18 protein-coding genes are annotated in these 16862 nt (G+C 47.6%); 9 read left to right on the plus strand and 9 right to left on the minus strand.

Features of this window, described 5'->3' with window-relative positions:
• Positions 1–77: 77 nt before the first annotated feature.
• A complete protein-coding gene (locus tag OA57_RS12050) occupies positions 78–566 on the plus strand; it encodes a hypothetical protein (protein ID WP_152596761.1) in 489 nt (162 codons plus the stop codon).
• Positions 567–622: 56 nt separating this feature from the next.
• On the opposite strand, the gene OA57_RS12055 is transcribed toward OA57_RS12050, so the two are convergent.
• The 8 genes from OA57_RS12055 to OA57_RS12090 form a co-directional block, all read right to left on the minus strand.
• Positions 623–1597 carry a 2-hydroxyacid dehydrogenase gene (locus OA57_RS12055; RefSeq protein ID WP_034618228.1) on the minus strand — a complete coding sequence of 325 codons (975 nt, stop codon included), beginning with the start codon at positions 1595–1597 and terminating at the stop codon, positions 623–625.
• A gap of 34 nt (positions 1598–1631) precedes the next feature.
• Positions 1632–2579, minus strand: a complete 948-nt coding sequence (locus OA57_RS12060; RefSeq protein ID WP_235424677.1) for a sugar kinase — start codon at positions 2577–2579, stop codon at positions 1632–1634.
• 4 nt (positions 2580–2583) lie between these two features.
• On the minus strand, positions 2584–3336 hold the full coding sequence (locus tag OA57_RS12065) for a sugar phosphate isomerase/epimerase family protein (protein WP_034618231.1): 753 nt from the start codon (positions 3334–3336) through the stop codon (positions 2584–2586).
• An 85-nt stretch (positions 3337–3421) separates the two neighbouring features.
• Positions 3422–4438, minus strand: coding sequence for a LacI family DNA-binding transcriptional regulator (locus OA57_RS12070; protein WP_034618232.1), 1017 nt, complete (start codon positions 4436–4438; stop codon positions 3422–3424).
• A 15-nt stretch (positions 4439–4453) separates the two neighbouring features.
• Complete coding sequence (locus OA57_RS12075) at positions 4454–5725, minus strand: TRAP transporter large permease (protein ID WP_034618233.1); 1272 nt, start codon at positions 5723–5725, stop codon at positions 4454–4456.
• On the minus strand, positions 5722–6231 hold the full coding sequence (locus OA57_RS12080) for a TRAP transporter small permease (RefSeq protein WP_052122495.1): 510 nt from the start codon (positions 6229–6231) through the stop codon (positions 5722–5724). The genes OA57_RS12075 and OA57_RS12080 overlap by 4 nt, the downstream gene beginning before the upstream one ends.
• 46 nt (positions 6232–6277) lie before the next feature.
• Positions 6278–7282, minus strand: a complete 1005-nt coding sequence (gene dctP, locus OA57_RS12085) for a TRAP transporter substrate-binding protein (RefSeq protein WP_034618235.1) — start codon at positions 7280–7282, stop codon at positions 6278–6280.
• Positions 7283–7466: 184 nt separating this feature from the next.
• A complete protein-coding gene (locus OA57_RS12090; protein WP_034618237.1) occupies positions 7467–8492 on the minus strand; it encodes a LacI family DNA-binding transcriptional regulator in 1026 nt (341 codons plus the stop codon).
• Between the two features lie 166 nt (positions 8493–8658).
• Here OA57_RS12090 and OA57_RS12095 point away from each other — a divergent pair, with 166 nt between their 5' ends.
• The 3 genes from OA57_RS12095 to OA57_RS12105 are packed head-to-tail and all read left to right on the plus strand — an operon-like array spanning position 8659 to position 10777.
• Positions 8659–9099, plus strand: a complete 441-nt coding sequence (locus tag OA57_RS12095; protein WP_034618239.1) for a PTS sugar transporter subunit IIA — start codon at positions 8659–8661, stop codon at positions 9097–9099.
• A 35-nt stretch (positions 9100–9134) separates the two neighbouring features.
• Positions 9135–9404, plus strand: a complete 270-nt coding sequence (locus OA57_RS12100) for a PTS sugar transporter subunit IIB (protein ID WP_034618241.1) — start codon at positions 9135–9137, stop codon at positions 9402–9404.
• 11 nt (positions 9405–9415) lie between these two features.
• Positions 9416–10777, plus strand: coding sequence for a PTS ascorbate transporter subunit IIC (locus tag OA57_RS12105; protein WP_034618243.1), 1362 nt, complete (start codon positions 9416–9418; stop codon positions 10775–10777).
• Positions 10778–10865: 88 nt separating this feature from the next.
• On the opposite strand, the gene OA57_RS12110 is transcribed toward OA57_RS12105, so the two are convergent.
• A complete protein-coding gene (locus tag OA57_RS12110) occupies positions 10866–11792 on the minus strand; it encodes a LysR family transcriptional regulator (protein WP_034618245.1) in 927 nt (308 codons plus the stop codon).
• Between the two features lie 138 nt (positions 11793–11930).
• Here OA57_RS12110 and OA57_RS12115 point away from each other — a divergent pair, with 138 nt between their 5' ends.
• From OA57_RS12115 to OA57_RS12135, 5 genes are all read left to right on the plus strand, one after another.
• A complete protein-coding gene (locus OA57_RS12115; RefSeq protein WP_034618246.1) occupies positions 11931–13331 on the plus strand; it encodes an anion permease in 1401 nt (466 codons plus the stop codon).
• 53 nt (positions 13332–13384) lie between these two features.
• Positions 13385–14287 (plus strand): L(+)-tartrate dehydratase subunit alpha, encoded by a 903-nt coding sequence (gene ttdA / locus OA57_RS12120; protein ID WP_200883635.1) that lies wholly within the window; start codon positions 13385–13387, stop codon positions 14285–14287.
• Entirely contained in the window at positions 14284–14898 is a 615-nt protein-coding gene (ttdB, locus tag OA57_RS12125; protein WP_034618247.1) for a L(+)-tartrate dehydratase subunit beta, read from the plus strand. Before ttdA ends, ttdB begins: the two co-directional genes overlap by 4 nt.
• A 94-nt stretch (positions 14899–14992) precedes the next feature.
• Positions 14993–15817, plus strand: coding sequence for a DUF5718 family protein (locus OA57_RS12130; RefSeq protein WP_034618249.1), 825 nt, complete (start codon positions 14993–14995; stop codon positions 15815–15817).
• A gap of 152 nt (positions 15818–15969) precedes the next feature.
• The gene (locus tag OA57_RS12135) at positions 15970–16809 is read left to right on the plus strand and encodes a DNA ligase (protein WP_034618251.1); all 840 of its coding nucleotides are present in this window, start codon (positions 15970–15972) and stop codon (positions 16807–16809) included.
• Positions 16810–16862 lie beyond the last annotated feature (53 nt).

Raw genomic sequence — 16862 nt, forward strand, 5'->3', positions numbered from 1 at the left:
ATTAAATAATTGATTTCTAAACAATAAAAAGGGTGAACATAATGTTCACCCTTTTTGCTATTCGGGAAAGTGTAAATATGTTACCGATTAATCTATTCTATGGCGGTTTAATTTTATTTATTTTGCTGCCGTTAATGATTTTCCGTTTCAGCCGTTATAAAAACTCAGTAAAACTGAACCGTAATCTGGCATTGGGGTTGGCTGTGGTTGCCGGGCTGCTTTGGGGGCTGGGCAATCAGCTGGTGATTGCAGAGGATGACAATCAGGCAACAGAATATGTGCTGTTTGTTCCACAGGATTATGTATTGGGGAACGGTAAAACGGTTCAGCTTCCTTATCAGTTCGGCTGGCGTAAAGCCAGTGTGATCAATAACGGTCAATTGCCGTTGATTTATGAAATTGTCAAATATGGCGATGATGATACAACTGCACAAATTATCGGTGTTTTTCCTTATGCGATGGTGAAAAATCTGCCTAAACCGATCCGTTATTTGTTTAGCGAGCCGCCAAGTGCGGTACGCTTAACGTTTTTCAGTTCGGATCAGCGTGGTTGGATTCATCGCTGATATCTTGCTATACCGCACTTTGACGACGAAAGTGCGGTATACGGTCAAGCAAACGATTATCCTGCCTGAGGGTTGACCCAATTGGCATCGGGTTTTTCTGTTTTTAACGCGGCGATGATATTATCGACGGCACAACGCGCCATTTCATAACGGGTTTCCACCGTTGCCGAACCGATATGCGGCAGCAAAACGACATTGGGTAATGTCATTAAAGCGGAATCGGTCGGCAGGGGCTCCACTTCAAACACATCAAGCCCTGCCGCTTTGATCACATGGTTTTGTAAGGCATCAATTAAGGCAGATTGATCAACAATTTTGCCGCGCGCGCCATTAATCAATATTGCAGACGGCTTCATTAGTGCTAGTTTTTCCTTGGTAATTAATTTTTCCGTCGACGGTGATAGCGGCAGAGTAATACAAACGAAATCGGCACGTTGCAATAATTCGTCTAAACTACAACGTTCGGCATGATACTGCTGTTCGATTTTTTCATTGGCTCGGTTGCCGGTGTACAATATTTTCATGTCGAAACCGCAAAAGGCTCGTTTAGCAACGGCACTGCCGATTCTTCCCATGCCCAAGATGCCGATAGTTTTATGGTGAACGTCGCTGCCATAATAGGTTGGTTCGATACTGTTTTGCCATTTTCCTTCACGAACCTGTAGGGAAAGCTCAACGGCACGTCTGGCGGTGGTCAAAACCAGCATGAAAATAGCGTCCGCCGTTGTGTCGGTTAGGACATCGGGCGTATTCATCAAGCGAATGCCGCGCCGAGTCAAATCGGCGACATCAAATTGATCATAGCCGACGGAAATAGTGGAGATCGCTTTCAGTTTCGGGGCAAATTGCAGCAAATCAGCCCGAATCGGAATGCTGGCTCCAATCAGCCCGTCCGCTTTTGCTAAAGTGGTGATAAAATCTTGACGATTGTTCGCCGTAATATCGTCAAAATAAATCAGATTGAACTGTTCAGCCAAACGGGCTTGTTGGGTTTCAGGTATTTTTTTATACAGAACAACGGTTTTTTTCATTTCAATCTCCTTAAAGTGCGGTGACGTTTGGCAGTTAAAAATCACCCAGCTGTTCACGTGTCGGCAAGCCCTCACTGTCGCCAATGACCTGAATCGCCAAAGAGCCGATACGATTGCCGCGTTTAGCGGCTTGCACAGCGCTTTTTCCTTCTAGCAATGCACTGATGACACCAACGGCAAAACCGTCGCCGGCGCCGACAGTGTCGATAACGTTGTCAACGGGGCAAGCCGCAATCGTATTTTGGACGCCGGTGTGATCTTTAACATAGGCGCCTTTTGCACCGAGTTTAATGATCACAATTTTGACACCCTGCTCCAAGTAGAAATCGGCAATGGCTTCGGCGGAGGTTTGTCCGGTCAAAATTTGCCCTTCTTTGATCCCCGGTAATACCCAGTCGGCGTTGACTGCCAACCGGTTCAATTTGTCGATCATCTCTTGTTCGCTGTTCCAGAGGCTAGGGCGTAAGTTGGGATCGAAAGAGATGGTTTTCCCGTTTTTACGCATAAATTCGGCAAGATGAGCTGATAGTTCAAAGGTGCCGGCAGACAATGCGGCAGCAACGCCGCTTAAATGCAAATGTCGGGCGTGCCTTATGTATTCGGGGTGGAAATCGGCAATCGATAAGTGGCTGGCGGCCGATCCTTTGCGGAAATACTCTACGGTCGGATCTTCCCCTTGTATTGCCTTGGATTTGAGTTGGAATCCGGTAGGATAGTCGGGATCTATCGATACTAAATCCGCCTGAATACGCTCTTGTTCTAGCTGTTTTAAAATAAAACGGCCAAAGGAATCATTGCCGACACGGCTCATCCAAGCAACGTTGAAGCCTAGTCGAGCCAGCCCTGTTGCAACATTGAGTTCTGCGCCGGCGGCGCGTTTGGTAAAGTGGACGGCATCGCTTAAATCGCCGCCTTCCGCCGCGATGAACATTGCCATGGCTTCACCGTAGGTGATGACATCAAGAATCGGTCGAGTTGACACAGTATTATCCTCTTAGTAATTCGACAAAATAACGGGAAACAGCAATCTTATCCGTTCCGCGTAGTGGAAATTCGATACCGATAGCAACATCGGACGGCAAATATGCCAGACAGGGATCTTTTGTCGTCGGCGGCACGGCGATCCGATTGCCTTCGGTATCAAGTGCGGTCGATTTAGTATGAATATATCCGACATAAGGCGACAACTTTTGTGCGGCAATCAGCGGATCTTGATTAACCCAGCGCCAGTTTCCGCTGTCAAACGCTAATTGTAACGGTAATCGGTGGCTTTGAATCCAGTCGGCAAACGCCGTCATCACGCTAAGATTGCCGCTGCTGTGTTGCTGATCATTTTCAATTGCACATTGAATGTTGGGATAGCTGTTTATAATATTGCACAAGGCAATGGCCGGATGGTCGGGCATCGAAGGCTGAAAAAAGCCGAGTGAGAATTTTAGCAACCGAGCGTTTAATAGAGTGGCCTCGTCAAAAAACTGTCGGATTTTGGAGTTGATTTCTCCTAACGATGTAAAGAGCGGATAAGGGACGGAATAGAAACAATCCAGCTGTCGTTGCGCAATCGCTTGTGCCAGTCGGGGCAGCCTTGGCAATTCGTGTTCGGAGAACAACTCGCGGCGGATTTCAATGCCGTCGGCGCCGGCGGCTTTAACGATGTTCGGGAGCCGGTTTTGTCCGCCGTTTTGGCGGAGATAGTCTTCTCCGTAGGCTGATGCGACAATGATGATTTTTCTGCTCATAAACAATTCCCTATTCTTATGCGAATTTCTGAAACCGATTCCATTTTGTGGTAAAAGATTAAGGTGTGAAAACCGCACTTGACGGTTATTCGGTCGACTCCCTGACAATTAATTCTCCCGGATAGAAGACATTTCGGAAATCGGTGCTATTGCCGTGAATTCGTTCATACAATAATTGAAAGGCGGTATAACCGATTTGGAAAGTCGGTTGCTTCAGCGTGGTTATGCCGACGCCGACCACTGATGCCCAGATCGGATCATCAAAACCGATTAGCCCGATATCTCTGCCCCATTCCAGTTTTAACCGTTTCAGCGCCAGAGAAATATCAAGCGTTACTGCGCCGTTTACTGCGATAATGGCTTTTCGCATACCGCGATGCTTGCTACAAAATTTGCTAATGGCGCTATCGAGCTGTTGTTGATTTTTACTGCTGTTTAACTCGATAACTTCACCGATACAGTGCGGATGTTCTGCGGTCATTTGCTTAAAAACCATTGTCCGTTTTTGGCGCGGTTGAATGTCATCGATGGTTTCCGTGACAAACAGCATTGCTTCAAAGCCGCTATCCAGTAGATAACGGGTGACTGCGGTGGACGCTTGATCATTATCTAAGCCGACCACATCACAGGGTAAATCGTGAATTTGGCGATCAATGGAAACCGTCGGCAAGGAAAACTGTTTGAAGTTGCGATCATGGGTGCGCAGCGCATGAATAATTACGCCCTCGACCTGATAGCTGAACAGCAGCTGCAAGATATGTTTTTCCCGTTCAATCTCGTTGTTGGTATTGAACACCAATAGGATGTAGCCGTATTCACGGCTGGCGGCTTCGATGCCCTGCATCACATCGATCGAATAGGGATTGGTGATATCGGCAAAAATCAGCGCAATCAGTTTGGTATGTCCCCGTTTCATGCTGCGTGCGATTTGGCTGGGTTGATAGTTCAAGACTTCAATGGCGTGTGCGATTTTGGTTTGCATTGACTCGGAAAGTACAGCGAACTCCCCGTTCAGGTAGCGCGACACGCTGGTTTTTCCAACGTTTGCCAGCGTGGCGACATCGTTAATCGTTGCTTTTTTGTTAGACGCAGTTGTTTTCATATGGCGACCTGATGTTTATAACAGTACACTGCTCAATAAAATGGCCGGTATAAAAATGACAATAGCCAGCACCAGTAAAATAATCAGAATGTACGGTAACACAGCTTTAAAGGATTTATCAATCGGCAGATTTCCGATGACACTGGCAATCAGCAAACAGAGTCCGTAAGGCGGAGTGACAAGTCCGATAGATAGGGTAATGATGATAACAATGCCTAACTGAACCGGATCGACACCGATGGCTTGCGCAACCGGATAAATAACCGGCACAAACAGTACCATTGCCGGAATGGCATCCATAAAAGTACCGACAAACAGAAAGAATAAAATAATCAGCCCAAGGAAAAGATATTGGCTGCCGCCGATATTGTTAAAGAAATTGGCAACCAGAATATTGATTCTGAAATAACCGAGAAACTCGCCCAGAGCCGATGCCGCTGCCAGTGCAAACAGAGACAGGCAGCTCAGTTTCAGCGTTTCAATCAGAATGTTAGGCAGATCTTTGAAGCTGATGGTTTTATAAAAATAGGCGCTGATAAAGTAGGCATACAATGCGGAAAACGCAGCGGCTTCCGTCGGGGTGAATACGCCGAATACAATACCGCCGATAATAATCAGCGGCGTAATCATTGCCGGCAGTGAGGTTTTAAACAGCTGTAAAAAAACAGGCAACGGCAGTTTAGTTTCACGCGGTAGCGCACTTCGTACCGCGACATAATAGATGAACATCATCATGCCGAGACCGATTGCAATGCCCGGCAAGATGCCGCCGATAAATAATTTGCCTACCGAGGTGTTAGTTAGACCGCCGTAAATGACCATGGTAATACTCGGCGGAATAATACTGCCGATGGTTGAGGATGCCGCTGTCACACCGACCGCCATTTCTCGGCTGTAACCTTTATCGATCATGTTGGGAATCAGTATTTTCCCGATACCGGCGGTATCTGCCTGTGAAGATCCGCTCACACCGGCAAACAACATTGAAACCATCACATTTGCATGCCCCAGTCCGCCGGGACAACGGCCGACAATGCCGAGTGAGAAATCAATCAGTTTTCGTGAAATATTGCCCTGATTCATAATCGTTGCAGTCAATACAAACAGCGGAACCGCTAAGAGAACATATGAATTCAGCCCGTAAAACATTTTCATCGGAATCATGGTGTTGGGAATACCGCTAATCGTGCCGATGCCGATTAAGGCGGCGATGGCAATCGAGAACGCAATCGGAATACCGATTAGAATCAGTACGATAAATAAGAGGGTGACGAGCAAAAGTGTCATGATTTGCCTCCGGATATCTTGTCTGTCGCCGGAAGCCCGGGTTTCAATACGCGAATCTGTTTAATGACGTCTTCACATAAATAAATCACAATACTGCCGAACATGATCGGCAGTATCAGCCAGACATAACCTTGTTTCAGTGCGGGCAGGGTAATCCAGCGTGAATGCCAGAAGGTCTCGGTAATTTCGGCACTGTACACGAAGCAGTATGCACAGAACACAATAATGATAATATCTTGTACAATAATCAGCATCGGTCTTTTCTGGATAGAGAGTTGCCCGTTGAGCAGATTAAAACTGAAATGCTGTTTTTGCTTTGCCATCACGGCGGCGCCTAACAGCATCGACCAGATAAAAGTATTGACCGAGATCTCTTCGGTCCACGTGGCGCTGATTCCCAAATAACGGGTACTGACCTGAAGCAGGGTGGTTACAACGAAAATAACCAAAAAAACAGCGCCCAGAAACAGTTGTATTTTTTCCAAATAATCCGTCAGTTTTTGCATATTTCCCCCTGATTCAGGTTGTCATAAAAGAGTATTTTGAGAACGGTTACGGCATATGACGGATTTGCTGCAAGGTATCGGTCATAGCGTGTTTTTCTGCCCATTGATCCTGAATGGCTTTGGCGGCAGCGTTAAACGGTGCGACATTGACCGAATTGACCACGGCACCGTCGGCAATGGCTTTTTCTTTGTATTGGTTCTCTTCGGAGTAAATCGCATGGCGCTCGGCTTGTGTGGCTTCATTAAGTGCGGTTTGCAGAATATTTTTTTGTTCTTCGCTCAACTTATCCCATACACCGGCTCTCATTAACAAGAGGCGGGTTGTGTAGTCGTGAGCCGTTTCAGAGATATATTTGCCGTTATCGGTTTTATGGTGTTCCATCGGTACTAGGTAGGGATAAGCGTTTTCCGAACCGTCAACGACATTACTGGCCAATGCCTGATAGAGTTCCGCCCAAGCAACGGACGTTGGAATTGCGCCGATAGCCGTCCAAAAATCGGAAACCACACCGGCTGTTTGGGTTCTGATTTTCAGCCCTTTGGCATCTTGCGGGGTGTTAATCGGTTTTTTTCCGTACCAGTGACGTGCGCCTGCGCTCCAATAGGCAACGACATAGTATTTTTGACCGGATTTTTGATAGATAATTTCTGCGATTTTTTTGCCGATGTCGCTGTCGACGACCTTTTCCCAATGGGAATAATCGTTAAACAGATATAGCAACGAAAACAGATCGACCTCATCAATCCCGGCGGAGGTCATAAATCCGGGCGAGACCAACACAATATCCGCGCCACCCAGAACTAATTTTTCGACCAGTTCGTTTTCATTGGTGCCGATAGTTCCGGCATGAACCTCTACGTTAAATTGGCCGGATTTTTCAGCTTCTTCTTTCAGCTTTAACATGCCGATTTGATAAGGATTGGTCATATTGGTCTGATTATGTGCCGAAACCAGTCGGACAGTTTGATGGGCGTTCGATGCGGAATTATCGGCATCATCGCATCCCATCAATAAGGCGGCAGACATGATTAACATTAGTGCTTTGTTCATAAATAACCCCGTTGAATGATTTGGTCGAGAATTGATGTTAAAGCAGATGATTAGTCAATATCAAATTATCATGGAACTGGTTCCATTGATAAAAAAATACGTTGTTTTGTGATCCGGATAACGAATTTAGTTTTAATTTGTGAACGTTATTAAATGATGACGGGGCGTTTTCAGCGGGAAAATGTTAGGCGCTATTGCGTTCCACCAGTTTAATCGGAACAGAGATGATCTCGGGTTGGGATAGCGGATTTTCTTGTTGTAGCAGGGTGCGCAGTTTTTTACCGGCGATGTCGCCCATTTTCTCGTAAGGGATTTGAATGGTGGTTAAGCGGGGGTGAATAACGTTGCCGATATCCAGTCCGCCCATGCCGACGATGGCAATGTCGTGCGGAACCGCAATGTGTTTGCGCGCGGTTTCACATAGGGCGCCGCACGCCAGTTCGTCTGAAAGGAAGATGCAGGCGTCAATTTGCCCCCATTCCAACAGCGCATCATTGAACAGTGCGGCGCCAGTCGAAAAATTGACTTCGGCCGGACGGTGCAGCACCAAGTGCGGGCTGATATGTCGGCTCAAGAGTATGCTTTGCCAGCTCTCCAGATATTGTTGAAAGATGGCGGAATCTTGCGTAGCGGAGAGCAGACCGAGATGGCGGTAGCCTTTGTTCAGCAGAAAGTGGATCATGCTTTGCATGGCGGTTTTGCTGTCGACACCGATATTAATTCCGAGCGGTTCATTTTGAATCGCACCGATTTCGATCACGGGAATGGCGCTGTTTTTAATCCATTCCGCCTCTTTTGGCGGGCAAACCAGATTTAACAAAATAATGGCGGCCGGCGCATGGCGAATTAATTCATTCATCCAATGGCTATCGTTGACCATTAAAATAATCAGTTGTAAATCCGCATCTTTCAGGCGTTTTTGCAAAGCGGATAAAATCAGCGCATTTTCACTGGACGTGATGGAAGACGTCATGATGACAACGTTGCGTGACGAGACCGAGGCCAGCTCTCTGGCGGCGGAATTCGGAATATAGCCGAGTTGTTTGACCGCACTTTCGATTTTATCGCGCAGTGTGTCCGAGACCAATTCGGGCGTGCGCAACGCTCTGGATACGGTCATTTGCCCGACACCGACCCGTTTGGCGACATCCGCCAAAGTCACCCTGCCGGTGGTGCGTCGAGTGCGAGGTAACGGGGTGTGAGAAGACATGATACAACCTTATCTTTGTTTTTCTTAAAGTATAACAAACAAATTTTGTAAAACAGATTTTTACCTTAAAAATGTTAGCGCTATCACAAAATCGGATTTATTTGATTGATAGCGCTAACATGAGCGCTTACACTCTATACAACTTTAATCATACGGAGAACCCCCTATGTTGAAATCCTATCTTCCGCTTTCCCACATTCGGCAAGTGGAATGCGTGTCGGACTGGCAAGATGCCGTGAAGCAGTGTGCACAGCCGTTATTGCAAGAGAACTTGATTGAAGCACGTTATCTGGCGCGTATTTTGGCACTTTATGATGAAATCGGCCCCTATTTTGTGATTGCACCGCAGATTGCGATGCCGCATGCCCGGCCGGAAGACGGTGCATTGGCGCAGGCACTCTCGCTATTGGTGGTGAAACAAGGTGTGGATTTCGGATCGGAAAATGATCCGGTGAAGCTGGTAATTTTGCTGGCAGCCAAAGACAATCACACTCATTTGGAGATGTTGGCGGCGGTAGCGGAGTTATTATCCGATGAAAGTGCGGTGGACGAGATGATACGGGCGACCGATATTGAAACCATTGCCGCAATAGCACATCGCTATTAGGCAGAGTAAAAGTTGATTAACAGAGGAGAAGCAACATGAAAATTATGGCGGTATGCGGACATGGCTTGGGCAGTAGTTTTATGATGGAAATGAACATCAAAAAAGCATTGGTTAAATTAGGTATCGAGGCAGAGGTCGGGCACACCGATCTGGCGTCGGTTACGCCTGATGAAGCGGATGTTTTCGTGATGGCGCGTGATATTGCGGAAAGCAGCAGTGTTTCACCGGACAAGATTGTGGTGGTAACCAATATTGTCAGTGCGGCCGAGTTTGAACAAAAATTGGGCGAATATTTTAATCGCTAAGGAGCTATAACATGGAATCTATCCTGTTTTTTATCCTCGATATTTTAAAAGTGCCGTCGATTCTGGTCGGGGTTATCGCATTGGTTGGTTTATTGCTACAGAAAAAAGCGTTTCCCGATGTGATTAAAGGTACAATCAAAACGATCTTGGGCTTTATCGTCTTGGGCGGCGGCGCCGGTGTGTTGGTCGGTTCTCTCAGCCCGTTGGGCAATATGTTTGAATTTGCCTTCAATGTGCAGGGCATTATTCCGAACAACGAAGCGATTGTTTCTATGGCGTTGGAAAAATACGGCACTGCCACCGCCTTAATCATGGCTTTCGGCATGTTAGCCAATATCATAGTCGCCCGCTTTACCCGACTGAAATTTATCTTCCTGACCGGACACCATACATTTTATATGGCGTGTATGATCGGGGTGATTTTGACGGTCGCAGGCTTTGAAGGCGTGCAATTGGTATTTGTCGGTTCATTGACGTTGGGCTTGATTATGGCCTTCTTCCCGGCGATTGCCCACCGTTATATGCGACGGATTACCGGCAGTGATGAAGTCGGCTTCGGCCATTTCGGCACGATCGGCTATGTGTTGTCCGGTGCGATCGGCGAAGCGGTCGGCAAAGGCTCCAAATCGACGGAAGAGATTAACTTACCGAAAAATCTGAGCTTTCTGCGTGACAGCTCAATTTCGATTTCATTAACCATGATGGTGATCTACCTGATTTTGGCGCTGTCTTCCGGCAGTGATTATATCGAACAAAATCTGAGCGGCGGACAAAATTATCTGGTGTATGCGATCATTCAGGGCATCACTTTTGCCGCCGGGGTGTATATTATTTTGGCAGGGGTACGCCTGATTTTGGCTGAAATCGTACCGGCGTTTACCGGTATTTCAGAAAAACTGGTGCCGAACGCCAGACCGGCACTGGATTGCCCGATTGTCTTTCCGTATGCACCGAATGCGGTATTAATCGGTTTCCTGTTCAGTTTCTTGGGCGGTATTGTCGGTTTGTTCATTCTGGGGCAGTTGAGCTGGGTTCTGATTCTGCCCGGCGTTGTACCGCACTTCTTTTGCGGGGCGACAGCCGGAGTATTCGGTAACGCCACCGGTGGGCGCCGTGGCGCTATGCTGGGGGCATTCTGCCACGGCATACTGATCACCTTCTTGCCGGTATTCTTACTACCGGTACTGGGGTCATTGGGCTTTGCCAACACCACTTTCTCGGATACTGATTTCGGCGGCGTCGGCATTGCCTTAGGTTATATGGCTCAATATCTGTCATTGAATATGATCACTGCAACCATTACCGGCATCTTTGTCTTGCTGGTGGCGTATAACTATCTGGCGAAGAAACCGCAAACGCCTGAAAGTCACTAATCGGTTAAAATTGATGATCTGCACCCGATATGTTGGATTGAAAGCCGACAAATGAAGGTGCAGATTTTTTATGGGTTAAAGTGCGGTTTTATTGGATATGTTGCTGCACGTATTCTTTTAAGGTTTGCACAAATGCGCGAGTGGCGCGTGACAGGTAGCGCCCTTTACGGTAAACCACCACCACGGTACGGCCGGGATTGCTGTCCAGCCGGCAATAGCAGGGTTCTTTCTCGAAATGATCGGCATAAACCAGGGTTTCCGGCAATAATGCCGCGCCAAGTCCTGCGCCGGCAAGGGCTTGAGCGGTGGTCATGCTTTCGGTTTCCAGTACTACATTCGGCGAGAATCCTGATTTTTCACATAACTTTTGCAGCATATTGTGTAATTTATGCCCTTTGTTCATCTGGATAAACGGTGTTTCGTTGAAAGCCTGTAACGGCACTTGCGGCGTATACGAGTGATCACCGGCGCGTAACCCCCATTGTTGTGCAATCGGATGACCCGGGGGCACCGCCAGCAACATGCGCTCTTCGAAGAGCGTATCGTAGTCGAACAAGGCTTCATTAATCGGCATCAAGGAAAGCGACAGGTCGGTCAGGCCGTGTAATACTCTGTCCTCCAGATTATGGGTGTTGTCTTCCTGCAAAATCACGTCAATTTGCGGGTGTTTTTCACGAAAGAGCGGTAGGACACGCGCTAATAAATACGCACTGCGAAACGGTGAGCTGCCGATGGTGACCCGTCCTTGCTTAACATTGAGGGTGTCGTCCACCCGTTGTTCAAATTGGGCTTGCAGATCCATAATCGCACGGGCATTGTCGACATACAGGCTGCCGATATAGGTTAGCTTTAGTGGTGAAACGCTGCGATCAAACAGCGGCGCGCCGACTTTTTCCTCAACTTTTTGAATAAATTGACTGAGTGACGGCTGGGAAATATACAACTTTTTAGCCGCAGTAGAAAAATTGCGTTCTTCCGCCACTTTCAGCACATATTTAAATTGTCGAAATTCCATCTTCTTCCTCCACAACCGGTCATAGGTTTTTGCTTATATACATTATATAGAAAATCGTATTGGACTTATCTTAATCAAATTCCGTAGCATATACCACATAAAGCATAAGGATTTTTATTTTTTATTTGGGGTGTGGGAATGACTCGGTTAACTCGGGGAATGATTGTGATTTTGGTCATGGCGGCGATTTGGCTGTCGCCGGTGCCGACAGGATTAAGCGCACAGGCCTGGCAACTGTTCGCCATTTTTGCGGCCACGATTATCGGTTTTATTTTACAACCGTTGCCGTTAGGGGCAGTGGCGTTGATCGGTGTGATGTTTGCCGCCTTGAGCAACACCGTCTCTATGTCGGAGGCATTGTCGGGTTTCAGCAACAGTACGATTTGGCTGATTGTCTCCGCTTTTTTGTTTGCCAAAGGGTTTATTAAAACCGGTTTGGGACGACGTATTGCTTATCAGCTGATTCGCTGCTTCGGCAGCAGCGCCCTGAAACTGGGTTACACCTTGGTGATCAGTGATTTTATCATCAGCCCGGCTACACCGTCCAACACCGCCCGTTGCGGCGGGATTATGTACCCGATTGTACGCAGTCTGGCTTCCGCTTTCGGTTCCGAGCCGGAGAAACATCCACGCAAAATCGGGGCTTATATTCTCTCCACGACATTTCAGGTCGATGCACCGATTGCCGCCATGTTTCTGACCGCCTGTGCGCCGAATTTACTGATTACGGCATTTGCGCAAGATACGGCGAACCTCAGTATCAGTTGGGGAACTTGGGCGCTGGCAGGCATTGTGCCGGGGCTGTTGTCGATGCTGATTATTCCGTATTTTATCTATAAATTCTACCCGCCGGAAATCAAGGATACCCGTGAAGCACAGCAGGTTGCCGGAGCGGAATTGGACAAAATGGGAGCAATGAGCCGTGGCGAATGGATTATCAGCGGTGTATTCGTCGGCGCGTTGTTGCTGTGGAGTACCTCGCAATATACCCATATCCATGCAACCGTGGTGGCCTTATTGGGCGTGTGCGTTATGTTGATCAGCGGCGTATTGGAATGGGACGAAATTTTGCAGGAAAAAGGCGCATGGGACGGCATGATCTGGATGGGGGGCATTGTCGGTTTGGCCGGTATGTTGAATAAAGTCGGATTTATCCCGTGGTTTGCGGCGTCTGCCAGCGGGTTGATGGACGGCGTTTCCTGGGTGCCGACACTGGCCGTACTGTTCCTGATTTATATGTATAGTCACTATGTGTTTGCCAGCCTGTCGGCACACGTGACCGCCATGTACGCAGTCTTTCTGGCCGTGGCGATCGGAGCCGGTGCGCCTGCGTTTCTGGCGGCATTCGGCTTTGCCGCATTGTCCAACCTGATGGCGGGGTTGACGCATTATGCCACCGGTGCGGCACCGATTTATTTTGGCGCCGGTTATATCAAACAGAAAGACTGGTGGCGGATAGGTTTTTTTGCCTCGGTGATTAATGTCGTCCTTTGGATCGGTGTCGGCTCACTGTGGTGGAATATTCTGGGATTGTGGTGATATCCACCGCAATGACATCGTTTGGTTTTACTTATGAAATTAAGGGGTTATCTATGATGACAAAAGAAGAAGGCGTTCGTTATTTAACGGATACAATTGCAAAATTCGTCGGTGTGACAGGAAAAATTTTGCCCGATGACGTCATGAAAAAATTGGCGGAGTTACGTGAAAAAGAGCAGGAGCAATTACCGAAAATTATTTACGGGGCGATGTTCCAAAATCAAGACTTGGCGGCAAAATTGAATCGTCCGAGTTGTCAGGATACCGGTGTCATTCAATTTTTTGTCAAGTGCGGTGCCAATTTCCCGTATATCGGCGAACTGGAGGCATTGCTGAAAGAATCGGTTATTCAGGCGACTAAAGAAGCGCCGTTACGCCACAACAGCGTGGAAACGTTCGACGAATACAATACCGGCAAAAATGTCGGTAAAGGCACACCGAGCGTATTTTGGGAAATCGTGCCGGACAGCGACAAATTGGAATTGGATACCTATATGGCCGGCGGCGGCTGCTCTTTGCCGGGGCAAGCCAAAGTTCTGATGCCGGGGGAAGGTTATGAAGGCGTTACCCGTTTTGTGATGGACATCATGACCAGCTACGGCTTGAACGCTTGTCCGCCGTTATTGGTCGGCGTCGGGATCGCGACCTCGGTCGAAACCGCCGCAGTATTATCCAAAAAAGCGCTGTTCCGACCATTGGGACAGCACAATGACAACGAAAAGGCCGCCTCAATGGAAAAATTGCTGGAAGACGGTATCAACAGTATCGGTTTAGGACCGCAAGGCTTGAAAGGCAAGATGTCGGTGATGGGGGTTAATATCGAAAATACCGCACGCCACCCGTCGGTTATCGGCGTTAGTGTCAATGTCGGCTGCTGGTCGCACCGCAAAGGCCACATTATTTTTGACAAAGATCTGAATTATACCATTACCTCACACTCAGGAGTGACATTATGAGCGAGAAAAAAATTCTGACTACCCCGATCAAGGCGGAAGACTTACAAGACATTAATGTCGGCGACATCATCTATCTGAACGGGTATCTGGTGACATGCCGCGATGTGGCGCACCGTCGTCTCATCGAAGAAAAACGCCCGCTGCCGGTGGATATTGACGGCGGTGCTATTTTACACGCCGGTCCGATAATCCGCGCATTGGGCGACGATAAATATGAAATGGTTTCCGTGGGGCCGACGACCAGTATGCGAATGGAAAAATTCGAGAAAGAATTTATCAAACAAACCGGTGTAAAACTGATTTTGGGTAAAGGCGGCATGGGAAACGGCACCATGGAAGGCTGCCGCGACTATAAAGCCCTGCATTGTGTTTTTCCGGCGGGTTGTGCGGTATTGGCGGCGGAATGCGTAGAGGAGATTGTTGACGCGCAGTGGAAGGATTTAGGCATGCCGGAAACCCTGTGGGTTTGCAAAGTCAAAGAGTTCGGGCCGTTGATCGTATCAATCGACACTCACGGGCGTAATATCTTTGAAGAAAACAAGGTGGAATTCAACCAAAAGAAAGAAGCGGCGATAACAGAAATCTGCAAACACGTCAGCTTCATTAAATAACGCTCTGTTTGACCGCACTTTGTGTTTTTTCAGCGCAAAGTGCGGTTTCTTGTTATACTCAACATCCCTATTGACAGCCTATCAGGAGAGCAGCATGACATTTAAAAACGCCATTGGATTAGGTGTTGCCGGTAATTTTGCCGGCCATTTGGAACAGGCGGGCGAAGCGGCGGATTTCAAACAGGTGGAAGTGCAGGAAGCGCATCAACCGAAAGCGATTTTCCCGTTTTATGTACCACACTTTGAAGGCAGTTTTTTGGCGACATATCCGCTTTCCGCCGATAAACTGCACTTTCCGCATGATGCGGATAATTTGCAAATCGAACCGGAAGTGGCGATAGTTTGTGAGATCGAATACGATCAGACCAAGCGTGTTACCGCACTTTATCCGAAAGCCTTTGCGGCTTATAACGATTGCTCAATTCGCCGCCCGAATGCCGACAAAATCGCCGATAAGAAAAATTGGGGCAGCGAAACAAAAGGGCTGTCCGACACTTTGATTACCTTGAACGGCTTTAGCGCCGGCTGCAATCTGGATCAATATCGGATTGCCTGTTTTCATCAGCGCGGTGATCAATTCAATATTTATGGCGTAGACAGTCCGACGGTCGGCTACAGCTATTTCCATCAAAAACTGCTCGATTGGGTTGTGGATCGCATGAATAATCAACCGAATCAAGGGCCTATGCACCATATCGCATCACTGTTGGAAAAAGCGGGCTATCCGCAGCAGGCGGTGATCAGTATCGGCGCAACCCGCTACACTGCATTCGGCGAGTCAAATTTCTTGCAACCGGGCGATGTCAGCATGGTCGTAGTGTATAACGGCAATCGACACAGCTGTGATGAGATTATCGACATGGCGAAAAAGCAACAATTTAATGGAGATTTGTCGGCGTTAGTACAAACCGTCATCTAATGATCCCTTTTTTCTAAAGTGCGGTCAGCGGATTTTTAACCGCACTTTTGTTTTCATTTTGCGATCTGTATTCCGAAAATAACAGCACCGTTTATGCCATTTTTTTCGTATCCGGTAGGCTGACCGCACTTTTACCGATTTTGGATAGATAAATGGTACGGATTATTTTTTGTTGTCTACTGGTTGTTTTTCCTCGTTTTAGCTTTGCAACGTATCAGCCGCAGCCTGAATTGATGTTGCCGGAAGTTTACTTGGGACAATCGCTCGACGGCTGGGTCATGAGTGAGAAACTGGACGGCATCCGCGGATACTGGGACGGCAGGCAATTATTGAGCCGTAACGGTAACCGCCTGAATCCGCCGCCGTATTTCACACAAAATTTCCCTCCGTTTGCCATTGACGGCGAGTTGTTTTCCGCACGCGGCGAGTTTGAACAAATTTCATCAATTGTGCGCAGTTTCGACGATATCGGCTGGCAGAAATTAAAGTTATATGTCTTTGATGTGCCGCACGCCGACGGTGATTTATCACAGCGTTTGCAGCAGTTGGCACACTATTTGTCACAAAATCCAACGTCTTATATCGAAATTATTCCGCAAATTCCAATCAAGGATAAAAAACATGCGGAAGCCTTTCTGGCGGAGATTGAGCAAGTCGGCGGTGAGGGAATTGTAGTGCGTAATCCGCATATTCCGTATCAGCATCAGCGCAGTTCGCAGATACTTAAATTTAAAACTGCGCAGGATGAAGAGTGTGAAGTCATCGCGCACCATAAAGGTAAAGGACAATTTGCCGACATGTTGGGTGCGGTGAGCTGTCGCAATCAACACGGTGTTTTTCGTATCGGATCAGGTTTTAAGATCTCGGACAGGCAAAATCCGCCGCCGATTGGCAGTATAATTACGTATCAGTATCGCGGATTGACTAAAAACGGCAAACCACGTTTTGCTACTTTTTTACGTGAGAGAACGGATGTTTTGTTGACGAAATAACCGAAAGTGCGGTTTTCAGCACAAAAAAACAGCATGCAAATAAAAAAAGGGAA

It is taken from the genome of Chelonobacter oris (assembly GCF_000772535.1).
In the GTDB taxonomy this organism is placed as follows: domain Bacteria; phylum Pseudomonadota; class Gammaproteobacteria; order Enterobacterales; family Pasteurellaceae; genus Chelonobacter; species Chelonobacter oris.

What these genes read in the sequence shown, in the direction of transcription:
- OA57_RS12050 (WP_152596761.1), top strand. Translation starts at nt 78, where the DNA reads ATGTTACCGATTAATCTATTCTATGGCGGTTTAATTTTATTTATTTTG.
- OA57_RS12055 (WP_034618228.1), bottom strand. Translation starts at nt 1,597, where the DNA reads ATGAAAAAAACCGTTGTTCTGTATAAAAAAATACCTGAAACCCAACAA.
- OA57_RS12065 (WP_034618231.1), bottom strand. Translation starts at nt 3,336, where the DNA reads ATGAGCAGAAAAATCATCATTGTCGCATCAGCCTACGGAGAAGACTAT.
- OA57_RS12070 (WP_034618232.1), bottom strand. Translation starts at nt 4,438, where the DNA reads ATGAAAACAACTGCGTCTAACAAAAAAGCAACGATTAACGATGTCGCC.
- OA57_RS12075 (WP_034618233.1), bottom strand. Translation starts at nt 5,725, where the DNA reads ATGACACTTTTGCTCGTCACCCTCTTATTTATCGTACTGATTCTAATC.
- OA57_RS12080 (WP_052122495.1), bottom strand. Translation starts at nt 6,231, where the DNA reads ATGCAAAAACTGACGGATTATTTGGAAAAAATACAACTGTTTCTGGGC.
- dctP (WP_034618235.1), bottom strand. Translation starts at nt 7,282, where the DNA reads ATGAACAAAGCACTAATGTTAATCATGTCTGCCGCCTTATTGATGGGA.
- OA57_RS12090 (WP_034618237.1), bottom strand. Translation starts at nt 8,492, where the DNA reads ATGTCTTCTCACACCCCGTTACCTCGCACTCGACGCACCACCGGCAGG.
- OA57_RS12095 (WP_034618239.1), top strand. Translation starts at nt 8,659, where the DNA reads ATGTTGAAATCCTATCTTCCGCTTTCCCACATTCGGCAAGTGGAATGC.
- OA57_RS12100 (WP_034618241.1), top strand. Translation starts at nt 9,135, where the DNA reads ATGAAAATTATGGCGGTATGCGGACATGGCTTGGGCAGTAGTTTTATG.
- OA57_RS12105 (WP_034618243.1), top strand. Translation starts at nt 9,416, where the DNA reads ATGGAATCTATCCTGTTTTTTATCCTCGATATTTTAAAAGTGCCGTCG.
- OA57_RS12110 (WP_034618245.1), bottom strand. Translation starts at nt 11,792, where the DNA reads ATGGAATTTCGACAATTTAAATATGTGCTGAAAGTGGCGGAAGAACGC.
- OA57_RS12115 (WP_034618246.1), top strand. Translation starts at nt 11,931, where the DNA reads ATGACTCGGTTAACTCGGGGAATGATTGTGATTTTGGTCATGGCGGCG.
- ttdA (WP_200883635.1), top strand. Translation starts at nt 13,385, where the DNA reads ATGATGACAAAAGAAGAAGGCGTTCGTTATTTAACGGATACAATTGCA.
- ttdB (WP_034618247.1), top strand. Translation starts at nt 14,284, where the DNA reads ATGAGCGAGAAAAAAATTCTGACTACCCCGATCAAGGCGGAAGACTTA.
- OA57_RS12130 (WP_034618249.1), top strand. Translation starts at nt 14,993, where the DNA reads ATGACATTTAAAAACGCCATTGGATTAGGTGTTGCCGGTAATTTTGCC.
- OA57_RS12135 (WP_034618251.1), top strand. Translation starts at nt 15,970, where the DNA reads ATGGTACGGATTATTTTTTGTTGTCTACTGGTTGTTTTTCCTCGTTTT.